The sequence below is a fragment of the Stenotrophomonas sp. AS012628 genome (genome assembly GCF_010608305.1).
Classification (GTDB): domain Bacteria; phylum Pseudomonadota; class Gammaproteobacteria; order Xanthomonadales; family Xanthomonadaceae; genus Stenotrophomonas; species Stenotrophomonas geniculata.
Window position 1 is genome coordinate 14,711 of record NZ_VMBJ01000023.1, and the last position, 24,732, is coordinate 39,442.

Consider the following 24,732-nt stretch of genomic DNA (forward strand, 5'->3'; position numbering starts at 1 on the left):
AGGATGGCAACGTCCCCGCTACCGGTACCGCCCATGGATCCGATCGCCCCGTCGCTGGCCCGCCTGCAGCAGGTGCAGGTGCGCTACCGCGACCATACCGCCCTGCATGGCATCGACCTGCAGGTCCGCGCTGGCCAGGTGCTGGCATTGCTGGGCCGCAACGGTGCCGGCAAGAGTACCGCGATCAGCGTGCTGTTGGGCCTGCGTCACGCCGATGCCGGCCTGGTCGAGCTGCTCGGTGGCGACCCGCAGCAGCGGGCCAGCCGATTGGGCCTGGGCGTGATGCTGCAGAGCACGAACCTGCCGCCGATGCTGCAGGTGGACGAGCTGGTGGCCCAGGCCAGTGCTTGCTACCCCGACCCGACGCCGTTGCCGGAGGTACTGCAGCGCGCCGGACTGCAGGCGCTGGCGCGCCGCCGCTACGGCCAGCTGTCCGGCGGCCAGCAGCGTGCCGTGCAGTTCGCCATCGCGCTGTGCGGCCGCCCGCGCGTGCTGTTCCTGGACGAGCCCACCACCGGGCTGGACATCCAGGCGCGGCAGACGATGTGGCAGGCGATCCGGCAACTGGTGGCCGAAGGCTGCGGCGTGTTGCTGACCACCCACTACCTGGAAGAGGCCGAGGCATTGGCGCAGCAGGTGGTGGTGCTGGAACAGGGGCGGGTGCTGGCCGACGCGCCGCTGGGCGAACTGCGCCTGGCCGACCGGCCGCGTCGCATCCGTTGCCGCAGCACGCTGTTGGCCGACGACGTGCAGCACTGGCCGGGGGTACAGCAGGTGCAGCGCGACGGCGAGCATCTGCAGCTGCTGGCGAGCCCGGCCGAGCCGGTGGTGGCACGCCTGCTGGCGGCCGACGCGCAGTTGCGTGAGCTGGAAGTACAGGGCGCGGCGCTGGCCGACGCCTTCCTCGACCTGACCCGGGAGGCCGCATGAACACGATGACCCGTACCGGCACCACACCGGCGCCGGCATGTGCCTGGCGCCAGGCCCTGCGTCCGTACCGCGCTGAGCTGGTGGCCGAACTGCGCCGCGCCTGGCGTACGCCCGCCTTCGCCGTACCTTCGCTGCTGTTCCCGGTGCTTTTCTACCTGTTGTTCGGCGTGCTGTTGGGCCGTGGCCACGCACCGCTGTACCTGTTGGCCACCTACTGCGTGTTCGGCGCGATGGCCCCGGCGCTGTTCGGCTTCGGCGTGCAGCTGGCGCTGGACCGAGAAGGCGGGCTGCTTACGCTCAAGCGGGCGCTGCCGATGCCGCCGGCGGCGCCGCTGCTGGCGCGACTTGCGATGGCCGTGCTGTTCGCGCTGCTGGTGGCCTCGTTGTTGATCGGCGTGGCATCTGTGCTGGGGGGTGTGCAGCTGCACGCCCTGCAGGTGCTGCAGCTGCTGGCGGTGGCGGGCCTGGCGGCGCTGCCGCTGGGGGCGATCGGCCTGCTGATCGGCAGCCATGTCAGTGCCAGCGCAGCGCCGGCGATGGTCAACCTGGTCTACCTGCCGCTGGCGTTGCTGTCGGGCCTGTGGCTACCGCTGTCGGCGCTGCCCAAGATGTTTTCGATGGTGGCACCGCTGTGGCCGACCTGGCACCTGGCCCAGCTGGCGCTGCCGGTGGTCGGGTTGCCGTCTGCGGGCAGCGTCGCCGGCCATCTGCTGGTGCTGCTGGCGGTGACCCTCGTGGCGTTGCTGCTGGCACGGCGCCGCCTGCGCCGGATCGGCTGAACTGGCATGATCGGCAGCGATCGTCCCCGCCTGGATCACCCCGTGTCGTCGAGCTGGTTTGCGTCCCTGCTGCGCCCCGCACCGGATTCGGCGGTGGCCGACAACCTGCGCCGCGGCAAGCCGGCCTGGGCCGATGCCATCCACCTGCTGTGGACGGTGTGGGTGTTCATGACGCCGCTGTTTTCAGGGGGGTACACGCTGCGCTGGCTGTGGTTCACCCTGGCCAGCTATCCGTTGTTCCTGCTGTTGTATGCGCGCCTGCTGCTGTCGCCGCGGCACCATGCGCCCCGCTATGCACTGGCGATGACCGCGCTGGCGATCGTGCTGGTGCCCTGGTACCCATCGGGCATCAGCTACTTCATTTTCGGCTGCGTGATGCTGCGGGTCTGCGGTCGCAGCAGCTGGTGGCGTTATCTGTTGCTGCTGGCCGTGCTCAACGCGGTGTTCTACCTGGTGGCCTACCTTGCGCACTACCCGTGGCAGAGCCTGGTCTGGGTGCCGGCGGTGTCGTTCATCATCGGCATGGTGGTGAACGTGGAGACGGTGAACAAGGAAAAGGATGCCGCATTGCAGCTTTCGCAGGAGGAAGTACGGCGGCTGGCCACCACCGCCGAGCGCGAGCGCATCGGCCGCGATCTGCATGATCTGCTCGGCCATACCCTGTCTTTGATCACGTTGAAGCTGGAGCTGGCGCGCAAGCTGCACGACCGTGGCGATGCCCGTGCGCGGCAGGAGATCGGCGAAGCCGAGGACATCGCCCGCGAAGCGCTGGCCCAGGTACGCAGTGCGGTCACCGGCATCCGCGCCAGTGACCTGGCCGGCGAACTGGCCTCGGCGCGCCTGCTGCTGGAATGCCAGCAGGTGCACCTGCAGTACGCGCCTCCACCGCCGATGCCGGTGGACGTGGAGCGCGGACTGGCGCTGGTGCTGCGCGAGGCGGCAACCAATATCGTGCGCCACGCGCAGGCGACGCAGGCGCGGGTGGAATTCATGCTGGAAGGACGAATGCTGGCGATGCAGATCCGCGACGATGGCCGTGGCGGCGTACAGGCCGAAGGCAATGGATTGTGCGGCATGCGCGAACGGGCTATGGCGCTGGGTGGACAGTTGTCACTGCAGTCGCCGCGCGGAGAGGGCACGGTAGTGACCGTGCGCGTGCCACTGGTGGCCGCGACCACGCCGCTGTCGCCAGCGTCACTGGCTCAGGATGGTGCTGCATGATCCGCATCCTGCTGGCCGAAGACCAGGCGATGGTGCGTGGCGCGTTGTCGGCACTGCTGAGCCTGGAGCCGGATATCGAGGTGCTGGGCAGCGCCGCCGATGGTGAGGCTGCCTGGCGCATGCTGCAGCAGCTGCAGCCGGACATCCTGGTGACCGACATCGAGATGCCGGGCCTGTCCGGGCTGGAGCTGGCACAGCGCATCGCCCGCCATGAACTGCCGATCAAGGTGGTGATCGTGACCACCTTCGCCCGCGCCGGTTTCCTGCGCCGCGCGCTGGAAGCGGGCGTGCTGGGGTACCTGTTGAAGGACGCACCGGCGGAGAACCTGGCCGATGCACTGCGCAAGGTGAAGCAGGGTATCCGTGCGATCGACCCGCAACTGGCACTCGATGCCTGGTCGCAGGCCGACCCACTGACCGACCGCGAGCGCCGCGTGCTGCGGCTGGCCGGCGAAGGCCGTACCGCCAGCGAGATCGCCGAGCAGCTGGGGCTGTCGCACGGCACGGTGCGCAATTACCTGTCCGAGTGCATCGGCAAGCTGGGTGTGGCCAACCGGATCGAGGCGTACCGGCTGGCGCGGCAGAAGGGGTGGTTGTAACTGCGTCCTGCCCTTCCCTGAGATGTCATTTCCGCGACCGCGGAGGGGTGTCACTTTCTTTGCGCGCAAAGAAAGTAACCAAAGAAACGCTCCGCCGGCCGCGAGCCGGCGTGCTTCGCACGCCGGTGCCCTGCGCTCCTCGGTCCGTCGAGGGACGACGCGGGAACTCGCTGCGCTCAGACACCCGCGCCTCTTCGCCCTCGCCGGACCTGCGGTGCTCGGCTCGCTCAAGGCGGACTGGAAGGTCAAGATCAACGGCAACAGCATCCACGCATGGCGTGGATCTACTGGGTGCAGCTGTCGCTCTTGATGTTGGGTCCGCCTTGAGCGAGCCGAGCATCGCAGGGGAATCAGGGGCGAAGAGGCGCCGGTGTTTGAGCGTAGCGAGTTCGGCGCCGTCCCCTGATTCACCGAGAAGCACAGGGCACCGGTGCGCAGCACCGGCTCGCGCTCTGGCGGCGCGTTTCTTTTGGTTACTTTTCTTTTCGCGCGAAAAGAAAAGTGACACCCCACCGCAGTCGCGGAAACGATCCGCCGGGAACGCCCGGCGAACCCGATCAATCCTTCCCGCGCGCCATCGCCTGGAACACCCCATCGCGCCGCACCCACAGGTGGAACAGCGCCGCACCCACGTGCATCAGCACCGTGGCGAACAACACATACGCCAGCAGGCTGTGCGCATTGCGCAACGCGGCATACAGCGCCGGAGTGTGCGGCACGATCGGCGGCAGGTGCAGGCCACCCCACAGCACGATCGGGTAGCCGCCGGCCGACAGCATCGCCCAGCCGATCAGCGGCATCGCCAGCATCAGCGCGTACAACATCCAGTGCGAGGCCTTTGCTGCCAGCACCTGCCAGGCGGGCAGGTCGGAAGGCAGCGGCGGCGGGCGGTGGCGCAGGCGGTTGTACAGGCGCAGCAGCACCAGTACGCCGATGGCGATGCCCAGTGGGCGGTGCAGATCGATCAGCATCGGCCGCAGATGCAACGAGGCGACCATGGTCACGCCGACGAACAGCATGGCGATGATCATCAGTGCCATGGACCAGTGCAGCACCCGCGCCAGCAGGTTGAAGTGGCCGTTGCCGGTGTTCATCGTGCGGCCTCCTTCGGTTGCTCGACATTGCCGCTGGCGCGCTCGCGTTCGCGACGGTTGAAGGACTGCGAATACACCGCCGAGCGGGCGGCCAGGATCGGATCATCACTGCCGCGCACGCCACTGGGCAGGATCAGCGGATCGAAGTTGATCTGGCCGCACGCACCTTGTTCCTGCGACTGCATGCGGTCCAGGCTGAGTACGCCGGCCACCACCTGATCACGCGACTCGGGCCACGGCACCGACGGATCATCAATGGCATCACCGGGCTTGGCGGTGGTCACGACCAGGTTCCAGCGTACCGGGCCGCTGGCCAGGCGCTGCTGCAGTTCCTGGCTGAGGAAATCGACACTGGCCTGCTTGCGCGTTTCCGCATCCATCTCCACCACCGGCGCCTGTGGCTGCCAGCGCCAGCGCACGGCACGCTTCTGGCCCTGCGCGTTGGTGAACCAGAAGCTGTTGACGCTGTTGAAGGTGGTGTCGGCCCAGCTGCTGGTCCACGGTGCCGTCTTGGCCCACTGCTGGAACGCCTGTGCACTGGGGTACTTCGCCAGCACTGCAGCCATCTTCTGCGGGTCGGGCTTGCCGGTGGCGGGGTCCGGAATGGAGGCGCGTGTCTGCGCGTAGAACGCCTCGGCATCGGGCACGGCGAAGAACGGGAAGCTGTTCATCGCCATCCGCCATTCCTGGCCGTCATCGCTGACCATCTGCACCGCCAGGCTGCGCACGCGTGCGGTGTTGTCGGCGCCGTAGGGGTCGCCGCCGCCGATCGACAGGCGGCCCATCACCGGTACGCGGCGCTGCGAGAACACGCGGGCGCTGGACAGGGTAGGGGCCTGCGCGCTCGGTTCGAACCAGCCGTTCACGCAGACGCCCTTGCTGTGCGCGCGTCGGAAGCCTGGATGGGCCGGGCCGGTGGCCTCGATGGTGTCGGTGAAGCGTTGCGCGGTCAGGCGGTCGCCGATCCATCCGGCCAGCCAGGCGAAGGCCAGCGCGACCGCACCCAGAATGAGCGCGATCAGTGCGATCCAGGGCAGCGGCGAATGTTTGCGTGGTGCGCCCGGCGTCTGGCCAGCGCGGGTGTAGCGGAAGAGCGACATGGTCGGAGTCCTGCCTTCACGGAACGTGTGGGTGGTCGACCCACACATCCTCGCAGAACCCTTCCAGGCCCGGTATTCAAATTTTCGTCAAGATTGCCGGGACGGCGTGCCGACCAAGGTCGGCACCCACCCGATCAGCTGTAACGCGCCTTCAGCATCGCCCACGCCGAGCGCAGCGCCAGCGCTTCGCCACCGGCCGGACGGCCCGGGCGCTCACCGTCGTTCCAGGCATACACATCCAGATGCGCCCAGCGCTGGCCGTCTTCCAGGAAACGCTCCAGGTACAGCGCGGCGGTGACCGAGCCGGCCATGCGCGAGCCGGCGTTGGCCAGATCGGCGATGCCGCTGGTCAGGTAACGCAGGTAGGGGCGCCACAGCGGCATGCGCCAGACCGGGTCGCGGGTCGCATCACCGGCCTGCAGCCACTGCTGCGCCACGTTGTCGTCATTGCTGAAGAGCGCCGGCAGATCCGGGCCCAGCGCGATGCGCGCGGCGCCGGTGAGGGTGGCAAAGTCCAGCACCAGGTCGGGTTTCTGTTCGCTGGCGAAGGTCAGTGCATCGCACAGGATCACGCGGCCTTCGGCGTCGGTGTTGTCGATCTCCACGCTCAGGCCCTTGCGGGTGGCGATCACTTCGCCCGGGCGGAATGCATCCGGGCCGATCGCGTTTTCCACCGCCGGCACCAGCAGGGTCAGGCGTACCGGCAGCCCGCGTGCCATCACCAGGCCGGCCAGGGCCAGTGCGTGCGCGGCGCCGCCCATGTCCTTCTTCATGTTGCGCATGCCGTCGGCCGGCTTGATGTCCAGGCCGCCGGTATCGAAGCACACGCCCTTGCCGACCAGCACCAGTGCCGGATCGGTGTCCTTGCCCCAGCGCAGCACGACCAGGCGCGGTGCGCGGTGCGAGGCGCGGCCCACCGCGTGGATGGCCGGGAAGTTCTGCTTCAGCAGTTCGTCGCCGGTAATCGCCTCGACCTGCGCGCCGTGCGCGTCGGCCAGCGCGCGCGCGGCGTCTTCCAGCTGCTGCGGACCCATGTCTTCGGTCGGGGTGTTGACCCAGTCACGCACGCGCAGGCTGGCGGCGATCAGGTCAGCCACTTCGCCGGTCGGCTCGGCCACCAGGCGCGCCGGCGCACGGTGGCGCTTGCGATAGCGGTCGAAGCGGTAGCTGCCCAGGCCCCAGCCCAGCTGCAGCAGCGCCAGTTCGGCGGCCGGCAGTTCGCTGGCCAGCTGCCACACGCTGCCTTCCGGCAGGGCATGCGGGGCATGCGAATAGCTGTAGGCATCGGCACGATCACCGACACCGATCACCGCTCCAGCCAGGCCATCGGTGCCGGGCAGCAACGCCGTGGTGAAGGCACCGGCGGTGAAGCCCTGCGACGCCAGCCATGCCTGGGTGGCAGCCGGCTGGCCGTCCTTCCAGGCCGCGAACTGCTCGCGGTCCAGCACATATAGCGGCAGTGCTGCGGCGGTGTCGGCAGTGAAACCAGTGATCTCGCTCATGCGTCAGGTACTCCGGGGTGCGGCAGCGTCGAGGTTGGCATCCAACCAGTCGGCCAGGCCGGTGAGGGTGTCGAACTGCAGGTCCGGCTGCAGCTGCGGATGGGTCCAGGTGGCTGCGTCGCGGTTGATCCAGCAGCCGCGCAGGCCGGCGGCGATCGCCCCGGCCACATCCATTTCGGCGTGGTCGCCGACGTGCAGTACCTGTGCCGGCGCAACACCCAGTCGGGTGCAGGCGGCGTGGAAGATGCTCGCCTCCGGCTTGGCCGCGCCGTGTTCGCGCGCGCCCAGCTGGAAGGCGAAATGATGGGCCAGGCCGATCCGCTCCAGATCGGCATTGCCGTTGCTCAGCGCTGCGACCGGTACACGCGCGGCAATCCGCGCCAGCGCATCGATCGCATCGGGGTAGCATTCGACCTGGTTGCGCGCGGCGAAGAACACTTCATACGCCGGCTCCAGCAGATCCAGGCTGGCACCACTGGTGTGCAGCGCTTCGTGCAGGGTCAGCCGGCGCAGTGCGCTCAGGTCGTGATGAAGGTGCGGATGGGCGTGGTACAGGCGCTCGCGCAGTTCGCGCATTGCCGCCACCGGATACATCTCGGCCGTGGCGGGGCTGTGTTCACGCATCCACTCGTGCAGGACCAGGTCGATGCGGGCGCCGATCGGAGCGAACGGCCACAGCGTGTCGTCAAGGTCGAGGGTGATGGCTTGGACGGGGAAATTCACCCCGCCATTCTACCCCTGCCCGCGCGGGCTTTCATGCGGCGCGGCGGGCGGGGGGCGCTGGGGCAGGGCCAGGTCAGCGCAGGTTGTACGAGCAGGCGATGGTGGTCTGGCCGTCGAACTGCTGCACGTCCAGGTTGTGCCGGCCCACTTCCTTCGTATAGGTGCCCGCCACCGGGTCGGACATCTTCGCCAGTGCCGCGATCTGTTCGACGCTGGCCGAGCTGAAGTACGCGGTGAAACTGTCGATGCCGTCCTCGCCGCTGTCGCCGTCATACGACTGCAGACGGTTCACCGGCTGGCCCAGCACCATCAGCGGCGTGGTCAACCGGAACTCGCCGCTGGATTCGCCGTTCTGCGCCCGCGCCGGGGCCGGTGCCAGCAGCCGGGCCATGGCGTCGAACTGCTTGGGCGTGAGGTGCCGCTTGCAGGTCACCGCGTCGGCAAGCTGGGTGCGTGCCTGGTCGGCAGTCGGGGGTGCAGCGGCGAGCGCGGGAGCGGCAAGGCAGGCCAGGGCAACGCAACGGGTGGCGAAAGAGATCATCCGAACGGATCCATCCGAAAAGGGGGCCATAGTCTGCCACTTCATTCCTGTTTCGGGTTCCGCCATCGGCGTCCTTCATTTACTGATGCCGTTATTCCAGCAGCCGTGCCCAGCCCTGCATGCCGTCCAGGCGTGCCAGCACCAGCTTGATGCAGACCAGCAACGGCACCGCCAGCAGCAGCCCGATCATGCCCCAGGCCCAGCCGAACACCATCAGCGCCAGGATCAGTACCAGTGGCGACAGCTTCATGCGACGGCCCAGCACGATCGGGGTCACCATCTGCCCTTCCAGGGTGTGCAGGCCCAGGTAGGCGGCGGCCGGCAGCAGGGCCTGCAGTGGGTCGCGGAACTCGACGAAGCCCATCAGCAGCATCAGCGCCACGCCGATCAGCGGGCCCACGTAGGGGGCGAAATTCAGCAGTGCGGCCACCGTGCCCCACAGCAACGCCTCCTGCAGGCCGATGCCGAGCAGCATCAGCACGCCAGCGAACACCAGGCCCACCAGCGTGTTGATCACGCTGATGGTCAGCACATAGCGCGAAACCTCGCGCTCGATCGAGCGCAGGATGTCACTGGTGAATCGCTGCTGCTGGCGGTTCGGGAACAGGGCGATGGCCGCGCGCTGCAGGCTCTGCCCATAGATCATGAAGAACAGCGTGAGCAGCACCACCGCCAGCACCGAGGCGGCCAGCCGCGGCGCGCGGGTCAGCATGCGATAGGGGTCGTCCATCTGGGTGCGGATCACCTGCACCTTGTGGTTGCTGTCACCACCGGCCACGCGGGCGAAGTTTTCCGCCGCCTGGTTGGCCTGCTGCACCGGTTTGGTCAGGTCCTGCACCTGGCGGGCGACCTTGCGCAGCTGCTGCGGTGCTTCCTGCGCCCATTCCATGGCCGGGCCGATCAGCTGCACCGCCAGCGAACCGGTCACGCCCAGGCCGGCGCCGAGGATCAGCAGTGCGCCGAGTGCGCGTGGAATCCACAGCTTCTGCAGCAGGCGCAGGATCGGATTGCCGACCAGCGCGAAGAACATCGCCAGCAGCACCGGCAGGATGATGTCCTGTGCCGCCCACAGGGTGTAGCCCACCGCCAGGGTGGCCAGCACCACCAGCGACATCGGTCCGCGCGGGCGCGATGCGGGCGGCAGCGGAACGTCGGGCTGTTCGGGGCCGGCCGGTGACGGGGACAGGAGGGACTCGCTCATCGACGCACCAACCGGGAAGGGGAGCGCATTATCCGCCGGCCGCGATCGGCGCGGCGGATTCCATAGTTCAACGTTCGGACAGCTCGGTGGCCGCTTCGGCCGGACGCGGTCCGCGCAGGTCCGGTTCCGGTCCTGGCTCCGGCACGGAGCGTGGTGCCGGTGCCGGACGTGCTTCGGCAGCGGAGGCCGCCGCCTGTGCCTGTTCGCTGGCCTCGTCGGCTTCTTCGGCCGCGTCGTCGGCGGTGGCTGCGGCCTGCGCCGCCATCGCCGTGGCGAACGCCGCCTGTGCACTGGCGAACAGGTTCGAGACCGAGCCCACCATCTGCAGCCAGCGGGCACCGTTGACCTTGCCCGGCACTTCCAGCTTGCCGGCGATGAAGCCACCGGCCAGGCCGACCACCACGATGCGCAGCGGCGACCAGCCTTTTCGCCAGACGTCGCTGAGCGTGGACCAGTGGTCCTGGGTCTCGCCCAGACGCACGGTCACCACCTGTTCGCAGCGTTTCACCCGCCGTTGCAGCGCGCCGAACTTCATGGCTTGCCCTCGGGCAGCTGCACCTCGGCATCGGGATCGTCTTCGCTGGGTTCGTCGAACAGGCCCAGGCGTGACAGCTGGCGCCGGGTAGCGTGCATGCCGGTGTGGTGGAAGAAGTAGGACACCCGCCAGATCGCATAACCGGTGACGGCCAGGCTCAGCAGCGAGGTGATCAGCAGGGCCTGCAGCCAGCTCAGGCCCCAGCTCTGCAGCAGGGCGATGAGGGTGGCGGCCATCAGCAGCCAGGCCGAGGCACCGAACACGATCGCCACGCCGGCCCAGGCCAGTGCACGACCGAACGCACTGCGTGCCATCGCGAAGTCGGCCGAGGCCAACCGGCGCAGCGAGCGCAGCGTGTGCTTGGCCGAATCGGCAGCGGCACGACCGGCCGCACCGACCTGGCGGATGCTCTCATCCAGCGGCGGGGTGGCCGCTGGATCAGGGGCTTGCGCGTTGTCTTCGCTCACGCCGCGGCTTACTTGTCGCTGCTGCCGCGGGCCAGCTTGGCGATGATCCAGCCGGCAGCGAAGGCAACACCGAACGAGGCCAGCGGACGTTCACGGATCAGCTCCGCGGCGCTGTCGATCAGGTCCTTGCCCTTGTCCATCAGCGCATCCACCTGCTCCTTGGCGGCGGCACCACCGAACTCGGCGGCGGCCAGGCCGGACAGTGCGCTGTCGGACAGTTCAGCCTTGACGTTGGCCTTGCCGATGCGAAGCTCGTCGGTCGCTGCGCCGGTTGCACCCTTGATTGCACCGCCGGCGGCCGACGCGGCCTGCTTCAGGTGGGAACCGGCTTCACCCAGGTGTTCCTTCAGGTTCTCGGTATTGGTGGGGCTCATCGAATCACTCCTGTTGCGATGGGGGAACGGGTGTCGGCGGTGCCGACCTGGACTGACAGCAATAGCATTGCCGGGGTATAGGGGGTGTTACGGCAGGGCGATCAGCGCATCACGAGCTGGCCCTGCTGCTGGCCATTGTTGCGCAGCACGCGTATCACCAGGGTCGGCGGGCGCTGCTGGAAGTTGGCGCGCCAGCTGGCCAGGTCGGCGAATTCGCCCACCGTGGCATCGGTGATGATGTCGCCCTGCTGCAGGCCGTTGCTGGCCGCGCGGCTGCCGCGCTTGACCTCGCTGACCAGCACGCCGCCGACACCGGACTGGCGCAATGACTCGGGCAGGTCGACGAAGGTGGCCCCGGTCAGGCGCGGGTCCAGGCTCTCGCCGGTGACCGCGCGCGCCTGTTCCTTCAACGTTGCCTTGATCTGCAGCGGCTTGCCCTCGCGGCGCACGTCCAGCGTCAATGCGCTGCCGACCGCGGCCAGGCCTTCCACGTTGTGCAGGGCTTCGGCGCTGTCTACACGTTGGCCGTTGGCCGAGACCACCACGTCGCCCGGCTTCAAGCCGGCGGCGGCGGCGGCCGAGCCGGCCAGCACGCGGGTGATCAGTGCACCACGGGTTTCGCCCAGGCCAAGGCCCTGCGCGATCTGCGCGGTCAGGTTCTGGCTTTCCACGCCCAGCGTGCCGCGCACCACCACGCCGTGCTTGACCAGCTGGTCGACCACGCTGCGCGCCAGGTTGGAGGGAATCGCCAGGCCCAGGCCGATGTTGCCGGCCATGCTGCCCTGCGGGTTGAAGCTGGCGGTATTGATGCCGATCAGCTGGCCCTGCAGATCGACCAGTGCGCCACCCGAGTTGCCCGGGTTGATCGACGCATCGGTCTGGATGAAGTTCTGGTAGCCCAGCCCGCGGATACCGCTGCGGCCCACCGCCGAGACAATGCCCGACGTGACCGTCTGGCTGAAGCCGAACGGGTTGCCGATGGCCACCACGAAGTCGCCTACCCGCAGCTGGTCGCTGTTGCCGAGCTTGATGTCGGTCAGGTTCTGCGCCGGGATGCGGATCAGCGCGATGTCGGTATCGCGGTCCGAACCGAGGAATTCGGCCTTGACCGTGCGCCCGTCGGCCAGTGTCACCTGTACGTCATCGGCGTTGTCGATGACATGGTGGTTGGTCAGTACCAGGCCCTCCTTGGCGTCGATGATCACGCCCGAGCCCAGCGATTCGTTGATGCGTTCCTGCGGGATGTCCGGGAACAGGCGGCGGAAGAACGGGTCGTTGAAGAAGGGGTTGCGCACGCGCACCACCTGCTTGGTGTTGACGCTGACCACTGCCGGCATCGCCTTCTCCAGCATCGGTGCCAGCGACGGCACCGCCTGTCCGGCTACCGAGGCGGGCAATGCCGCCGTGGTCGGCAGCACCGCTGGCAGCGGCGCGGCATCGGCACGGTTGTCCAGGTGGGCATTGATGCCGGTGGCAACGAAGCCACCGAAGGCGGCGGCGATTGCGAGCGTGAGCAGGGTGGGAAGCGGTCGCATGGGAGTCGGTTCGCTGGCGTGGGTGGGGGCGGTTCGGCCCTACGGTAAAACAAGCTGAATGAGTGTGTCGCGATCTGGATAAATGCGCCATGAAAACCCGGCGCCCCGAACGTGGGTCGGCATCGCCATCTGTGGGGCGGTACCGACAGCATAGGGCGTGCTTCTCAACGTGCCGACGTCTGCCGAAGCGCATGTGGATACAGGCCGATACTTGCGCAGTTCTGCGCATCCTGGTGCCGCGATGCGCCATATCGCACGCCTTTCGCTGTATTCGGACTGGTGCACGCAGGCAGCACCTGCCGCTACCCGGATCGTGCGGCGCAGCACTGAAAAAAAGGGGTTTCCTGTCAACCCACTGCGCTCGCGAGGGCGCCCGGCTACACCATTGCCGTCGCATCAGATGCGATTGCTCGCGCGCGCCCCGTTCCACGATCGTCAATGTCGGTATAGCATCGCCCCGTTTTGATACTTAAGGCCCCCAGGAGGGCAACATGAGCAACGGTAATGGTGTGTCGGTCGTGACCGACGCCGTCGAGAACGTCAAAGAAACCGCCACCAACGTTGGCGAGACCATCGCCCACGCTGCCGAAGACGCAGTGAAGTCGGTCAAGAAGACCGTCAAGCGCGCCACCAAGGCTGCCGGTACCCGCGTTGCCAAGGCCAAGAAGGCCGTGGCCAAGGTCGAGAAGACCGTTGCCAAGAAGGCCGAGAAGGCTGCCAAGTCGGTGGGCAAGACTGTTGCCAACGCCAAGAAGAAGCTGGAAGCCGCCAAGAAGAACGCCAAGGCCGAAGCCGCTGCCCTGAAGAAGGAAGTGGCCAAGAAGAAGGCAGCTGCAGGCAAGGCTGTGACCAAGAAGGCCGCCGCTGCCAAGAAGACCACCAAGGCCGCCACCAAGGCTGCCGGCAAGAAGGTCGCTACCGTGAAGAAGGCCGCCACCAAGAAGGCTGCCGTCGCGAAGAAGACCGTTGCCAAGAAGACCGCGGCCGCCAAGAAGGTTGTCGGCAAGAAGGTCGCTACCGCCAGGAAGGCCGTGGCCAAGAAGACCGTCGCCGCCAAGAAGGTCGCTGGCAAGAAGGCCGTGGCTGCGAAGAAGGTTGTCGGCAAGAAGGTTGCCGCCACCAAGAAGGTCGCCACCAGGAAGACCGCTGCCGCCAAGAAGGTTGTGGGCAAGAAGGCTGCTGTCGCCAAGAAGGCCGTCGGCAAGAAGACCGCCGCTGCCAAGAAGGTTGTCGGCAAGAAGACCGCCGTTGCCAAGAAGGCAGTTGGCAAGAAGGTTGCCGCCACCCGCAAGAAGGTTGCCGCCACCCGCAAGACGGTCGCCAAGAAGGCTGCGCCGCTGAAGAAGGTCGCCGCCAAGAAGGCTCCGGCCAAGAAGGCCGTGCGCAAGGTCGCCAAGCGCAAGTAATCGCGCCGTGACCGAAGGCCCTGCCACCCCCGGGGTGGTGGGGCCTTTCGCGTTTCTGGGACGCGGTCTGGGGCAAGATGCAGGTTGTTCCCGCCGGAGCCCCGGGCATGCGTGGTATCGACTTCAGTTCCTGGCAGGGCGTGCTGTCCACCCTGGCCGGCCTGGTCCTGATCACCCTGCTGGGCGTGGGCATCCGCCTGCTGGTGATGCAGACCCTGCAACAGCGCCGCGAGCGCGAGAACCGGCAGATCAATGAACGGCTGCGCACACTGATGGCGGCCTACAAGACCCTGGGCGGTTCGTTCACCGGCGAACTGGGTGTGGATCCCAGCCATCGCCGTGACCTGCGCCAGCGCGAGGATGCCGAGGGCATCGCCGAGCCCCGTTCGGATCGCGCGCGCCGCATTCGTGATGCCGTTGAAGCGGCGTTGTCGGACATCCTGCTGCTGGGCACCGACGAACAGGTGCGGCTGGCCGCGCGTGCCGCCAATGAACTGGCACAGGGGCGGCCGGTACATACCCACGAACTGGTGGTCTCGCTGCGCGACTTCGTGCGCGAAGCGCTGGATCTGGCGCCGATTCCGGCCGACCTGCAGATACCGCCGCAGGGGCCGACCCGGCCGGGTGGCGCCAGTGGCGGCGGCAAGGGCCGCAACGAGGGCGATGCCAAGGGCGGTCGTGCGGGTGGAGGAGGTGGCGGTGGCGGAATGGGCGCTGGCATGGGGGGTGTCGGCCTCGGCGCCGGCGCCGCTCTGGGCGCCGGCCATGCGTCTGCCAGCGATGAAACGGACGCGCGCTGAGCACGTCCGCCCGGTTCAGCGCGTCAGCTCGTAGAGCGGCACGAAGCCGCCGTAGATCATCCGCGCGCCGTCGAACGGCATCGGATTCTTCGCAGGATCAAACCGCGGGTCTTCCATCATCTTCTTCATGCCGGCGTCGCGGGTCGGCTTGTCCGGCCATTCGATCCAGGAAAACACCACCGTCTCGTCCGGCGTGGCTTTCACTGCGCCGAAGAAGTCGGTGGTCTTGCCGTGCGGCACGTCATCGCCCCAGCACTCGACCACGCGCAGCGCGCCGTATTCGATGAAAACGGGATCTCCTGTGCGTGCGTGGGCGAGGAACTTCTCCTTGTTGGCGGTGGGCACCGCCAGGACGAAACCATCGATGTAGCTCATTGCCTGCCTCCGGATGGACCGTGCCGCATGCACGGCCTTCAAGTACCCGACGAACCAGGGCGTCGTGGATCGACACCCTGTGTGCGCCTGTTCAGCCCGGGCCACCGGGCAGCGGCGCCAGCACCGTATCCGGTGGCTGCTGGCCGGCCAGGTGGCGCACGAAGTAGTCCCACATGCGGTGCGTGTAGGTGGCGTCGTTGCGGAACAGTTCGTGGTCCTGCCGGGCCAGGTACAGCAGGTCGTAGCTGCGCTGGGCCTTGTTCAGGGCGGCGGCCAGCTGCAGGGTCAGCGCCGGTGGCGCGTTCTCGTCCAGTTCGCCATAGACCAGCAGCAGATGCCCGCGCAGGTTGCCGGCCAGTGCCGCATTGTCGAGCCCGGCAAAGGGCGCCGGCACGCCTTCGGCAGTGGGCGTGGCCGGCAGCACCCCACCGAACAGCCGGTCCATGCCGTGCAGGGCGCCGCCGTACATACCCTGGAAATTGTGGCTGCCAGCCGAGGCCACGCCCACCTTGTAGAACGTGGGATAGCGCAGCAGGGCGCGCGCTGCACTATAGCCGCCGAACGAATGCCCGTAGATGCCGACCCGCTCCAGGTCGATGCCCGGGTAGCGTTCGCCCAGCTGGCGCAGCGCAGCCACATGGTCATCCAGCTGCACATCGGCGGCGCGCAGGAAGCTGCTGTCATGGAACGCCTTGTTGCGGCCACCGGTGCCGCGCGCATCGATGCTGACCACCATGAAGCCGAGTTCGGCCAGGCTGGCGCGGGATACCGGATTCAGGGCAGACACCGCCTCGGCGTAGGTCACCGGCGCATTGCTGATGAAGGAACCACCGTACATCGCGTCGATCACCGGGAAGCTGCCATCATCGCGATAGTCGCGGGGCAGGTAGACGGTGGCGAAGATCGGCGTGCGTCCATCGGCGGCCAGCAGCCGTTCGCGCCGTGGTGCGCGCCAGCCGGCAGCAACGATCGCGCTGTCATCGGCTGTTTCCAGCACCATCACTTCACGTCCGTCATCGCTGGCCCGCAGCACGGTGCGTGGTGGCTGGTCGAGACGGGAAACGGTATCCACCAGATACCCACCGCCAGGCGACAGCGCCTGGGGAGCGCGCCCCCCGAACAGCGCGCCGGTACCGGCATCGGCCATGTGGTCGTTGCCATCGGCGGCCAGGCGCTGGATCGGACCGCCCTGCAGCGATACCCGGTACAGGCCGCGCACGTAGGGGTCGCCACCGTCGACGCCACCGGCGCTGAAGTACGCCCAGCCACCCGCAGCGTCCACACCCAGCAGGTCGCGCACCACCCATTTGCCGCGGGTGAGCTGGCGCAGCACCTTGCCATCGGACAGGCGCACCCGGTACAGATGGCCCCAGCCATCGCGCTGCGAGAACCACACGGCGGTGTCCTGCCCGGGCAGGATGGCCACCGCTGGCCGGTTGTAGGAATACACGTTGAGCTGGAGGCGAGTGTCGCTGGCTTCTTCCACAACCGTGCGCAATGCACCGCTGTTGGCATCGATCTCCACCAGGCGCAGCCTGCGCGGCGTGCCGAAGTGCGCGATCACGGCATACAACCGATCGCCGTCCCAACCCAGGATGCCGGCCTCACTGAGCGTGTTCCAGCCCTCGGGCAGCGCGATGTCATGCTGCCTGCCGCTGGGGATATCGATCACATACAGGCTGTCGCATACCTGCTGTGCATCGCCCAGTACCCCCAGCTTCACGGTATGCACGCGCGGCCGCGCGCTGTGGGTCGGGCTGCTTTCCAGATAGGGATAGTCCTGCAGCGCGCGCTCGTCGTAGCGGATGCCGGCTGCGTAACGGCCATCGGGTGACCAGCTCACCGCAAACGGTCGTGCCGGCATCCGGCCCAGACGGCGTGGAATGCCGCGCAGGGTGAAGTCCGGCAGTACGCCATAGCCATGCCCAGCTTCACCGCCCTGGGTCAGTAGCTGCGGCGCCGCTCCAGAGCGCTGCAGCCACAGGTTGTGGTCGCGTACCTGCAGCCAGGCATCACCGCCGGGCGACGGCAGTGCATCAGCCGGCGGCAACGCCTGTTGTGCGGCCGTGCACTGCAGGCGTGGCCATTGGCAGTTGATCTCCGCCTCGCCGTTGAACTGCAGGCGCAGGCCATCATCCAGTACCTGCACGTTGTTCAAGCGCAGGCGTGGCCCGCTGGCACCCAGAGGTGCAACTGCGGCGTCCAGCGCATCGGGTTCGAACAGGATCTGGCGCGTAGCCTGGATTGGATCGACCAGTATCGCCTGGCGCCGGCCCTGTGTGTCTTCGCGTTCGTACCAGAAGCGCCCATCGGCCAGCCACTGGGGCAGGACCGATGCATTGCGCAGCGCACCGCGCAGATGACTGTCATGCACGCGTTCGGCGCGCTGGTAGTCAGCCGCCTGCAGCGCGTGCGCAGCATGGATCGGAAACAGGGAAGCGCAGGCCACGAGGGCGGCGCGAACAGGCATCAGCAGCGGATCGGAAACGTGCAAGGCAACCTCCTGTTGCAATCGACAACGAATCACAAATGCACGCGCGCCGCGCGCGTATGCCAGACGCAGCCTGAATCAAGCCAAAAAATTCAGCAATGCGAAGACCGCTGTTTTCAGGGAGCGTTGTGGCGAATAACGGAGAATTTACATTCCCGATGCGATGGCGCCCTGGCGCTGCTGCACACCATAAGAAAGTAAAGGTGTACCCCCATGAAGAATTCGCTGATTGCTCTGGCCCTGGCCGCTGCCCTGCCGTTCACCGCCTCGGCTGCTGAGAACCTGTCCTACAACTATGCCGAAGCCGACTACGCCAAGACCGACATCGACGCGTTCAAGGCCGACGGCTGGGGCGTGAAGGGTTCGTACGGCTTCCTGCCGAACTTCCACGCTTTCGGTGAGTACAGCCGCCAGGAAATCGACCACACCAACATCAAGCTGGACCAGTGGAAGATCGGCGCCGGCTACAACGTTGAAATCGCCCCGACCACCGACTTCGTTGCCCGCGTTGCTTACCAGAAGCGCGACCAGAAGCACGGCCTGGACTTCAACGGCTACAGCGCTGAAGCGGGTATCCGCACCGCCTTCGGTGCCCACGCCGAAGTCTACGGCATGGTCGGCTACGAAGATTTCTCGAAGAAGCACGGCATCAATCCGGAAGGCCAGTGGTACGGTCGCCTGGGTGGCCAGGTCAAGCTGAACCAGAACTGGGGCATCAATGGCGAGCTGAAGATGAACCGCGACGGCGACAAGGAATACACCGTCGGCCCGCGTTTCAGCTGGTAATAGCTACCTCGGCGCGCCTGCGCGCTGACGATGCCTCGACAGGCCCGGCTTATGCCGGGCCTGTTGCGTTTTGACGACCCGAAACCGCAGCTGAGCATATTCCGGGGCCACTGCTGCGTTGCAATAAATTGGATTCCGCTGCTCCCGGCGCGGGCCTACGGTGGGCACTTCGTACCGTCGGATCCATGTGATGCCGCCTGCCGTTCCCGCTCTGCCCCTCGATCGGCCCCTCGATCGGCCCCGCCGCCTGGCAATGCTGGCGCCGCATCCCGTGCTGCGCCTGGGGGTGGAGGTGGTGCTTTGCCAGCACGGTGGCGTGCAGGTCTGTGGCAGCTTCACCCGCGAAGGTGATCTGCTCGATCTGCTGCAGCGCCAGCCGGATGGCATCGACCTGTTGCTGATCGACCTGCTGGCGCCGTGCGGACCCGAACAGGGCCTGGCCCTGTTGCGGCTGTTGTCGCGGCGCTGGCCGCTGCTGCCGGTGCTGGTGCTGTCTGCGCACTGCAATGCCAGCACGGTGACCATGGCGATGCAGGCCGGCGCGCGCGGCTTTCTGTCCAAGGGAACCACGCCGGAGATGCTGCGGCGCGCAGTTGACGTACTGGCGCGTGGCGGCCGCTTCGTGCCCCCGGAGTTGCGCACGCAGTTGAGCCGATCGCGCATGCGGCGCACACCGGCGCCGGTGCTCACGCCCTTGAGCCGACGCGAGCGCGAGGTGCTCCGGCTGGTCCTGCAGGGCTGCACCACCGGGGAGGTGGCGCGGCGCTTCGGGCGCACGGCCAGTACGGTCAGCACGCAGAAGCGGACCGCCTACGAGAAGCTGGGCATCCACAGCGATGGTGAGCTGTTCCGCATCCGGCACCTGCTCGAATGCGGATGAGCGGGCTTACTCGCCCTGGTACTGTTTCTCTTCCACCAGCGCCGAACCGGCCACGCGGTTGATCTCGTTCTTCACCTGCACGCGCTCGCCATTGGTGCCATAGACACCGCGTGCCAGCTGGATGAAGGCATCGTCGAACACCTGGGCCGCTTCCTTGTCGCGCAGCTGGTCCTGGATGTCCCACATGCGCTCGTTGATCGCCTTCAGCTGCTGCTTCAACGCGGCCAGCGCCGGCTGTGCCTGCAGCTGCTGCTGCAGCAACGGCAGCAGGCCGTCCAGCTCGGTGCGCACGTTGCTCAGCTTGGCTGCATCGTCGATGCGCTCGGCCTTGATCTCGAGAATGGTGATCTTGTCGATCAGCTCGCCGATCGATACCGGGGTCAGGATGGCGTCCACGCGGTTGGTTCCTGGAAACAGGGCGCCATGATACCGCGCTGCTGGCATGTGGCCCCGATCCACGGGATTTACGCCGAATTTGCGCCACGGGCCCGGCAGCACCCTCGATCCGTTACGGCCACCGCCTCGACACTGCGTTCCCGGCGGCGTGACCGCCTTCGACGAGGAACACAGTGCAGTGAACAGCAAGGGGATGATGGCGGCGGTGGTGGCCGCCCTGGCAGGGCTGCTCGGGATCGGCAGCGCGCAGGCACAGGTACAGGTCAGTGGCAGTGCGGCGTTGACCAGTGACTACGTGTGGCGTGGCAGCTCGCAGAGCGACGGCGACCCGGCGGTGCAGGCGGGCGCGAAGGTTTCGATCCCATCGGGTTGGTACGCCAGCGTGTGGGGCTCCAACGTTTCGTTCAAGCCGGACAACGGCGCGCGCAGCGAGTTCGACCTGGTGGCGGGCTGGTCCGGTGCGCTGGCCCCGGACTGGACGCTGGATGCCAACCTGACCCGCTATATGTACCCGGGCACCGGCCGCGCGCTGGACTGGACCGAACTCAATACCACCGTGACCTGGAAGCAGCGCGCCTGGTTGCAGGTCGCCCATTCCAGCGATGCATTGGCCGGCGGCCATCGCGGCACCTATGCCCAGTTGGGCGTGCGGGTACCGCTGCACGAGCGGTTCCGCCTGGAGGCGGCGGTGGGCCAGTATTGGCTGGCCACCGCGCAGGGTCCGGATTACCTGCATGGCCAGCTCAGTGCCATCGCCTCGCTGACCCAGGCATGGGAGCTGCGTGCCACCGTGCATGACACTGACAGCGCGGCCAAGCGCCTGTTCCCGGGCAATGCCGGGGGGCGTTGGGAGCTGGCGCTGCAGGGCAGCTTCTAGTTCGACGACACCGCCTGGCGCGCACGCAGCGCGCCGGGCAGCCACAGCAGCAGGGCCAGCACGGCCACCGTGGCACCGGCCACGCAGACGCCGGTCCAGCCGAAGCGCTGGTAGACCTGCGCCGACAACAGCGAACCCAGCGAACCGCCGATGAAGTAGCCGGTCATGTAGCCTGCATTGAGGCGGTTGCGTGCGGCTGGTTGCAGCGCATAGATCAGGTTCTGGTTGCTGACGTGCAGCAGCTGCGCGGCCAGGTCCAGCACCACTACGCCGACCAGCAGCGCCAGCAGCGAGTGTGCCGACAGCCCCAGCGGCAGCCACGAGAGCAGCAACAGCACCAGCGCGATGGCGGTGGCGCGGCCGGTCTGCCCGCGGTCGGACATGCGGCCGGCCAGGCCAGCCGCCAGCGTGCCGGCGGCGCCGACCAGTCCGAACAGGCCGATGGTGGCGTCGCTGTAGGCGTAGGGCGGTTGTGCCAGCAGGAACGCCAGTGGCGTCCAGAAGATCGCGAACATGGCGAAGCTGCAGGCGCCAAGCAGCGTGCGCTGGCGCAGCACGGGTTCCTGTACGAACAGCACACCGATCGAGCGCAGCAACGCGAAGTAGCCAAGGCCGGCGCTGTGGTGGAAGCGCGGCAGGCCGCGCTGCAGTGCCAGCGCGGTCAGTACCAGGGTGCCGGCGGCGATCGCGTACACCAGGCGCCAGTCGCCCAGGCTGGAAAGCAGGCCGGCCACGGTACGTGCCAGCAGGATGCCCAGCAGCAGGCCACTCATCAACGTGCCGACCACGCGACCACGATGCTCGGGCGCCGCCAGCGTGGCGGCGAACGGCACCAGCACCTGGGCCACCACCGAGAACAGGCCGGTGATCGCGGTGCCCACCAGCAGCCAGGTCAGCGACGGCGCACAGGCACTGATCACCAACCCGCCCGCCGACAGCAGGCTCATTACCACGATCAGGCGGCGGCGTTCGAACAGGTCTCCCAGCGGCACCAGCAGGATCAGTCCGGCGGCATAGCTCAGCTGTGCGGCAGTAACCACCATGCCAACCTGGCCGAACGGCACACCGAAGGCATCGGCAATGGTGTGCAGCAGCGGCTGCGCATAGTAGTTGCTGGCCACGGCCACGCCGGTAGCCACCGACATCAGCAGCACCTGCCATCGGTGCAGAGGGGGGAGGGACGGACTCACGCGGTGTTCCAGAGAAGCGGGGTGCACAGTGTCCGCCTGCTGCAGCGATGATGGAAATGAATCATCATCATCCCTGTCATCTGGAAACGAGATAGCAGGGTGAACCTCAAGCAGCTCGAGTTTGCCGTCGCCCTGGCCGAGGAAGGCAACTTCACCCGCGCCGCCGAACGCTGCCATGTGGTGCAGTCCGCACTCAGCCACCAGATCGCCGCACTGGAGCAGGAACTGGGCACGCCGCTGTTTGAACGCCTGCCGCGCCAGGTGCGGGCCACCGCCGCCGGTGAGGCCATGCTGGTGCATGCGCGGCAGGCCTTGGCCAGCCTGCGCCATCTGCGTGCCGACGTGGCGGCGGTGAGTGGCGAGGTGCGTGGGCTGCTGGCGATCGGGCAGATTTCCTCGCTGACCGGCATCGACGTGGTGGCGATGCTGGCCGCCTTCCAGCAGGTGCACCCGCAGGTGGAATTCCAATTGCGGGTGGACAAGAGCGAGGACCTGATCGCGCAGGTGCAGTCGCGCGACCTGGATGTGGCGCTGGTCGGGTTGTCACCCTCGGCTGGCCTGGACGGGGTCTGCCACCAGATGCTGCAGGAAGAAGACCTGGTGGCGGTGCTGGCGCCGTCGCACCGCCTGGCCCGGCGCAAGCGGCTGCCATTGACCGAATTGCAGGACGAGGCGCTGGTCGACTTCCCGCGCGGCACCGGTGCGCGGCGGCAGACCGACGATGCCTTCGCTGCCGCTGGCCTGCCGCACACCGTGCGTTTCGAGGTCAATCTGATGGAACTGATCGAGCGCTTCGTCCGCCATGGGCTGGCGGTTGGCATCGTGCCGACGTTGATTGCCGAAGGCTTCCAGGGCGTGGTGCAGATTCCGCTGCAGCCGACCCCGACCCGCCGCGTGCACCTGGTCTGGCAGCGGCTGCCGACACCGGCGGCGCGGGTGTTCGTCGAGGCCGTGCTCAGCCGCGCAGGCGCAGGCTCAGGCCCTTGAGGAAATTGCGCAGCATCTGGTCCAGGCAACGCCGGTAGTTGGTGTGGCCGGGCTGGCGGAACAGCGCGCCCACTTCCGACTTGGACACGTTGAAACCGGCGCTGGCGAAGATCTCCATCAGATCGACGTCGCGCAGCTGGAACGCCACGCGCAGCTTCTTCAGCACCAGGTTGTTGTCGATGCGGGTTTCCACCGCACGCTGCGGCTGGCTCTCGTCGCGACCGCGCAGGTGCACGATCAGGCCATCGAGGAAGTGCGCCAGCGCGCTGTCGCTCATCGCCTCGAAACCGGCTTCGTCCTCGCGGCGCAGCCAGGCCTTGACCTGCTCGGGATCCACGGCGAAGGCCGGGTCGGCCATCTGGCACAGGGTCACCACGTGGTGGTCGCCCAGGTCCAGGGAGTAGCGCACGCTGCGCAGGACATCGTTGTTGATCATGGCCCAATTGTAGCGGCCCCTGGCGTGTCACCGGATTGTCATCGAACTGCAGCATCGTGGGCACTCGTTCGCTGGGACCCTTGCATGCGCCGGTATCTGTTTTCCGCACTGCTGCTCGCCAGCAGCTTCGCTGCCTTCGCCCAGGACCGCTTCGTACCCGTCGAGCGGCGCCTCAGTGCATCCCAACTGGCCGAGGTCGGGCTCAGTCCGGCGCAGTTGCAGGCACTGAACCGGGTACTGCGCGAGGCCGAGCGCGCGGCCACCGGGCCGACGGCAGCGGTGGCCCCCGCCGCTGCGCCGCTGCCTGCCAATGTGCCGGCACCGGCAGCAATGCACTTGGGCCTGGAAGAAGGACCGGTCAATGCACGCGTGGTCGGAGAGGTCGCAGGCTGGCAGCCCGGCACGCTGTTCACCCTTGATAACGGCCAGCAATGGCAGGTGATGAAGGGGCAGATGAAGCTGCGCAAGGTGCTGCAGTCGCCGCAGATCGCCGTTGTTCCAGGAATTTCCGGGCGCTGGTTCTTGCAGGTCGACGAAGACCTGCCCAAGGCCCGGGTATTCCGCGTGCGCTGAGCCGCGCACGCCTCGGGCGTGGTCAGCCGGCATCGGCAACGCAGGGGCCGGCCGACGGTGACAGAATGGGCGTCCGGTTTTCCCCCCCCTGGAGTTGCCTGATGACCCGCACTGTCCTGATTACCGGCGCCACGTCCGGCTTCGGCGCCGCCGCCGTCCACCGCTTCGCCCAGGCGGGCTGGAAGGTGATCGCCACCGGCCGCCGCGGTGAACGCCTGCAGCCGCTGGTCGAGCGCTACGGCAAGGACGTGGTGCACGCGGCTGCCTTCGACATCCGCGATCCGGTGGCGATGGAAGCCGCGTTGCTGGCACTGCCGCCGGCCTTCGGCGAGATCGATCTGCTGGTCAACAATGCCGGCCTGGCGCAGGGCACCGCGCCGGCACAGAGCGCCAGGCTGTCGGACTGGATCACGATGATCGACACCAACATCACCGCGCTGGTGACCCTGACCCATCGCCTGCTGCCGCAGCTGGTGGAGCGCAAGGGCGCGATCATCAACATTTCCTCGGTGGCCGGCGTCTACCCGTATCCGGGCGGCAACGCCTACGGTGGTACCAAGGCCTTCGTCAGCCAGTTCTCGCTGGGCCTGCGTTCGGACCTGCATGGCACCGGCGTGCGCGTGACCACGATCGAGCCGGGCATGGCCGAAACCGAGTTCACGGTGGTGCGTACCCATGGCGACCAGGCGGCGTCGGACAAGCTCTATACCGGCGCCAACCCGATGACCGCCGAAGACATCGCCGAACAGATCTTCTGGGTAGCCAGCCTGCCGCCGCACCTGAACATCAATCGCCTTGAACTGATGCCGGTCAGCCAGTCCTTCGCCGGTTTCCAGGTCGCCCGCGAAGGCTGACCTGCTTCGCGGGTCCTGTAGAGCCGAGCCTATGCTCGGCTTCGTCTGGATTCAGCCGAGCATGGCTCGGCTCTACAGAA

The 24,732-nt window shown here is 67.5% G+C and carries 27 protein-coding genes; 12 read left to right on the plus strand and 15 right to left on the minus strand.

Annotated features, from left to right (window positions below; all coding sequences use genetic code 11):
- The first annotated feature begins 33 nt into the window (after nucleotides 1-33).
- Genes G5A07_RS11800 through G5A07_RS11815 form a run of 4 tightly spaced genes read left to right on the plus strand, consistent with a single transcriptional unit; the run spans nucleotide 34 to nucleotide 3,529 of the window.
- Nucleotides 34-930, plus strand: a complete 897-nt coding sequence (locus G5A07_RS11800; protein ID WP_191863345.1) for an ABC transporter ATP-binding protein — start codon at nucleotides 34-36, stop codon at nucleotides 928-930.
- Nucleotides 927-1,709: an ABC transporter permease gene (locus tag G5A07_RS11805; protein ID WP_191863346.1), complete on the plus strand. Its 783-nt coding sequence runs from the start codon at nucleotides 927-929 to the stop codon at nucleotides 1,707-1,709. Before G5A07_RS11800 ends, G5A07_RS11805 begins: the two co-directional genes overlap by 4 nt.
- Before the next feature lie 6 nt (nucleotides 1,710-1,715).
- Entirely contained in the window at nucleotides 1,716-2,930 is a 1,215-nt protein-coding gene (locus tag G5A07_RS11810) for a sensor histidine kinase (protein WP_043401794.1), read from the plus strand.
- The gene (locus G5A07_RS11815) at nucleotides 2,927-3,529 is read left to right on the plus strand and encodes a response regulator transcription factor (RefSeq protein ID WP_049480028.1); all 603 of its coding nucleotides are present in this window, start codon (nucleotides 2,927-2,929) and stop codon (nucleotides 3,527-3,529) included. The genes G5A07_RS11810 and G5A07_RS11815 overlap by 4 nt, the downstream gene beginning before the upstream one ends.
- 557 nt (nucleotides 3,530-4,086) lie before the next feature.
- Here the strand turns inward: G5A07_RS11815 and G5A07_RS11820 are convergent.
- The 10 genes from G5A07_RS11820 to G5A07_RS11865 form a co-directional block, all read right to left on the minus strand.
- On the minus strand, nucleotides 4,087-4,623 hold the full coding sequence (locus G5A07_RS11820; protein ID WP_043401779.1) for a cytochrome b: 537 nt from the start codon (nucleotides 4,621-4,623) through the stop codon (nucleotides 4,087-4,089).
- The gene (locus G5A07_RS11825; RefSeq protein ID WP_191863347.1) at nucleotides 4,620-5,723 is read right to left on the minus strand and encodes a catalase family peroxidase; all 1,104 of its coding nucleotides are present in this window, start codon (nucleotides 5,721-5,723) and stop codon (nucleotides 4,620-4,622) included. Before G5A07_RS11825 ends, G5A07_RS11820 begins: the two co-directional genes overlap by 4 nt.
- A 134-nt stretch (nucleotides 5,724-5,857) precedes the next feature.
- Nucleotides 5,858-7,225, minus strand: a complete 1,368-nt coding sequence (locus G5A07_RS11830) for a M17 family metallopeptidase (protein ID WP_054170758.1) — start codon at nucleotides 7,223-7,225, stop codon at nucleotides 5,858-5,860.
- A gap of 3 nt (nucleotides 7,226-7,228) precedes the next feature.
- Nucleotides 7,229-7,948, minus strand: a complete 720-nt coding sequence (locus G5A07_RS11835; RefSeq protein ID WP_049435194.1) for an HAD-IA family hydrolase — start codon at nucleotides 7,946-7,948, stop codon at nucleotides 7,229-7,231.
- 73 nt (nucleotides 7,949-8,021) lie between these two features.
- Complete coding sequence (locus G5A07_RS11840) at nucleotides 8,022-8,489, minus strand: hypothetical protein (protein ID WP_010486940.1); 468 nt, start codon at nucleotides 8,487-8,489, stop codon at nucleotides 8,022-8,024.
- A 91-nt stretch (nucleotides 8,490-8,580) separates the two neighbouring features.
- A complete protein-coding gene (locus tag G5A07_RS11845) occupies nucleotides 8,581-9,690 on the minus strand; it encodes an AI-2E family transporter (RefSeq protein WP_010486939.1) in 1,110 nt (369 codons plus the stop codon).
- Nucleotides 9,691-9,757: 67 nt separating this feature from the next.
- The gene (locus tag G5A07_RS11850; protein WP_019337636.1) at nucleotides 9,758-10,225 is read right to left on the minus strand and encodes a hypothetical protein; all 468 of its coding nucleotides are present in this window, start codon (nucleotides 10,223-10,225) and stop codon (nucleotides 9,758-9,760) included.
- Entirely contained in the window at nucleotides 10,222-10,692 is a 471-nt protein-coding gene (locus tag G5A07_RS11855) for a phage holin family protein (RefSeq protein WP_010486934.1), read from the minus strand. Before G5A07_RS11855 ends, G5A07_RS11850 begins: the two co-directional genes overlap by 4 nt.
- An 8-nt stretch (nucleotides 10,693-10,700) precedes the next feature.
- Nucleotides 10,701-11,066, minus strand: a complete 366-nt coding sequence (locus tag G5A07_RS11860) for a hypothetical protein (RefSeq protein WP_010486932.1) — start codon at nucleotides 11,064-11,066, stop codon at nucleotides 10,701-10,703.
- Between the two features lie 101 nt (nucleotides 11,067-11,167).
- The gene (locus G5A07_RS11865; RefSeq protein WP_049455509.1) at nucleotides 11,168-12,601 is read right to left on the minus strand and encodes a Do family serine endopeptidase; all 1,434 of its coding nucleotides are present in this window, start codon (nucleotides 12,599-12,601) and stop codon (nucleotides 11,168-11,170) included.
- Nucleotides 12,602-13,092: 491 nt separating this feature from the next.
- Here G5A07_RS11865 and G5A07_RS11870 point away from each other — a divergent pair, with 491 nt between their 5' ends.
- On the plus strand, nucleotides 13,093-14,007 hold the full coding sequence (locus G5A07_RS11870; protein ID WP_191863348.1) for a histone: 915 nt from the start codon (nucleotides 13,093-13,095) through the stop codon (nucleotides 14,005-14,007).
- Between the two features lie 107 nt (nucleotides 14,008-14,114).
- Nucleotides 14,115-14,807, plus strand: coding sequence for a hypothetical protein (locus G5A07_RS11875; protein WP_010486925.1), 693 nt, complete (start codon nucleotides 14,115-14,117; stop codon nucleotides 14,805-14,807).
- A 15-nt stretch (nucleotides 14,808-14,822) separates the two neighbouring features.
- On the opposite strand, the gene G5A07_RS11880 is transcribed toward G5A07_RS11875, so the two are convergent.
- Nucleotides 14,823-15,182 (minus strand): DUF1428 domain-containing protein, encoded by a 360-nt coding sequence (locus G5A07_RS11880; protein ID WP_049455507.1) that lies wholly within the window; start codon nucleotides 15,180-15,182, stop codon nucleotides 14,823-14,825.
- A gap of 91 nt (nucleotides 15,183-15,273) precedes the next feature.
- On the minus strand, nucleotides 15,274-17,676 hold the full coding sequence (locus G5A07_RS11885; RefSeq protein WP_191863349.1) for a DPP IV N-terminal domain-containing protein: 2,403 nt from the start codon (nucleotides 17,674-17,676) through the stop codon (nucleotides 15,274-15,276).
- Between the two features lie 210 nt (nucleotides 17,677-17,886).
- Between G5A07_RS11885 and G5A07_RS11890 the strand changes: the two genes are divergently transcribed.
- Together G5A07_RS11890 and G5A07_RS11895 are read left to right on the plus strand one after the other, a co-directional pair.
- A complete protein-coding gene (locus G5A07_RS11890; RefSeq protein ID WP_010486919.1) occupies nucleotides 17,887-18,459 on the plus strand; it encodes an Ax21 family protein in 573 nt (190 codons plus the stop codon).
- Between the two features lie 190 nt (nucleotides 18,460-18,649).
- Nucleotides 18,650-19,339, plus strand: a complete 690-nt coding sequence (locus G5A07_RS11895; protein WP_019337639.1) for a response regulator transcription factor — start codon at nucleotides 18,650-18,652, stop codon at nucleotides 19,337-19,339.
- 6 nt (nucleotides 19,340-19,345) lie between these two features.
- Here G5A07_RS11895 and G5A07_RS11900 read toward each other — a convergent pair whose 3' ends face one another.
- Nucleotides 19,346-19,735 carry a DUF6165 family protein gene (locus G5A07_RS11900; protein WP_080398841.1) on the minus strand — a complete coding sequence of 130 codons (390 nt, stop codon included), beginning with the start codon at nucleotides 19,733-19,735 and terminating at the stop codon, nucleotides 19,346-19,348.
- A 178-nt stretch (nucleotides 19,736-19,913) separates the two neighbouring features.
- On the opposite strand from G5A07_RS11900, the gene G5A07_RS11905 reads away from it, so the two are divergent.
- The gene (locus G5A07_RS11905; RefSeq protein WP_053443780.1) at nucleotides 19,914-20,612 is read left to right on the plus strand and encodes a TorF family putative porin; all 699 of its coding nucleotides are present in this window, start codon (nucleotides 19,914-19,916) and stop codon (nucleotides 20,610-20,612) included.
- Here the strand turns inward: G5A07_RS11905 and G5A07_RS11910 are convergent.
- Nucleotides 20,609-21,757 (minus strand): MFS transporter, encoded by a 1,149-nt coding sequence (locus G5A07_RS11910; RefSeq protein WP_329763254.1) that lies wholly within the window; start codon nucleotides 21,755-21,757, stop codon nucleotides 20,609-20,611. The two genes, G5A07_RS11905 and G5A07_RS11910, sit on opposite strands and share 4 nt — an antisense overlap.
- A 144-nt stretch (nucleotides 21,758-21,901) precedes the next feature.
- Between G5A07_RS11910 and G5A07_RS11915 the strand changes: the two genes are divergently transcribed.
- Nucleotides 21,902-22,789 (plus strand): LysR family transcriptional regulator, encoded by an 888-nt coding sequence (locus tag G5A07_RS11915; RefSeq protein WP_191863350.1) that lies wholly within the window; start codon nucleotides 21,902-21,904, stop codon nucleotides 22,787-22,789.
- Here G5A07_RS11915 and G5A07_RS11920 read toward each other — a convergent pair.
- Nucleotides 22,758-23,225: a DUF1456 family protein gene (locus G5A07_RS11920; RefSeq protein ID WP_005411992.1), complete on the minus strand. Its 468-nt coding sequence runs from the start codon at nucleotides 23,223-23,225 to the stop codon at nucleotides 22,758-22,760. The two genes, G5A07_RS11915 and G5A07_RS11920, sit on opposite strands and share 32 nt — an antisense overlap.
- 84 nt (nucleotides 23,226-23,309) lie before the next feature.
- Here G5A07_RS11920 and G5A07_RS11925 point away from each other — a divergent pair, with 84 nt between their 5' ends.
- Nucleotides 23,310-23,798, plus strand: coding sequence for a hypothetical protein (locus G5A07_RS11925; protein ID WP_019337644.1), 489 nt, complete (start codon nucleotides 23,310-23,312; stop codon nucleotides 23,796-23,798).
- 101 nt (nucleotides 23,799-23,899) lie between these two features.
- The gene (locus tag G5A07_RS11930; RefSeq protein WP_010486904.1) at nucleotides 23,900-24,652 is read left to right on the plus strand and encodes an SDR family NAD(P)-dependent oxidoreductase; all 753 of its coding nucleotides are present in this window, start codon (nucleotides 23,900-23,902) and stop codon (nucleotides 24,650-24,652) included.
- The last annotated feature ends 80 nt before the right edge of the window (nucleotides 24,653-24,732 follow it).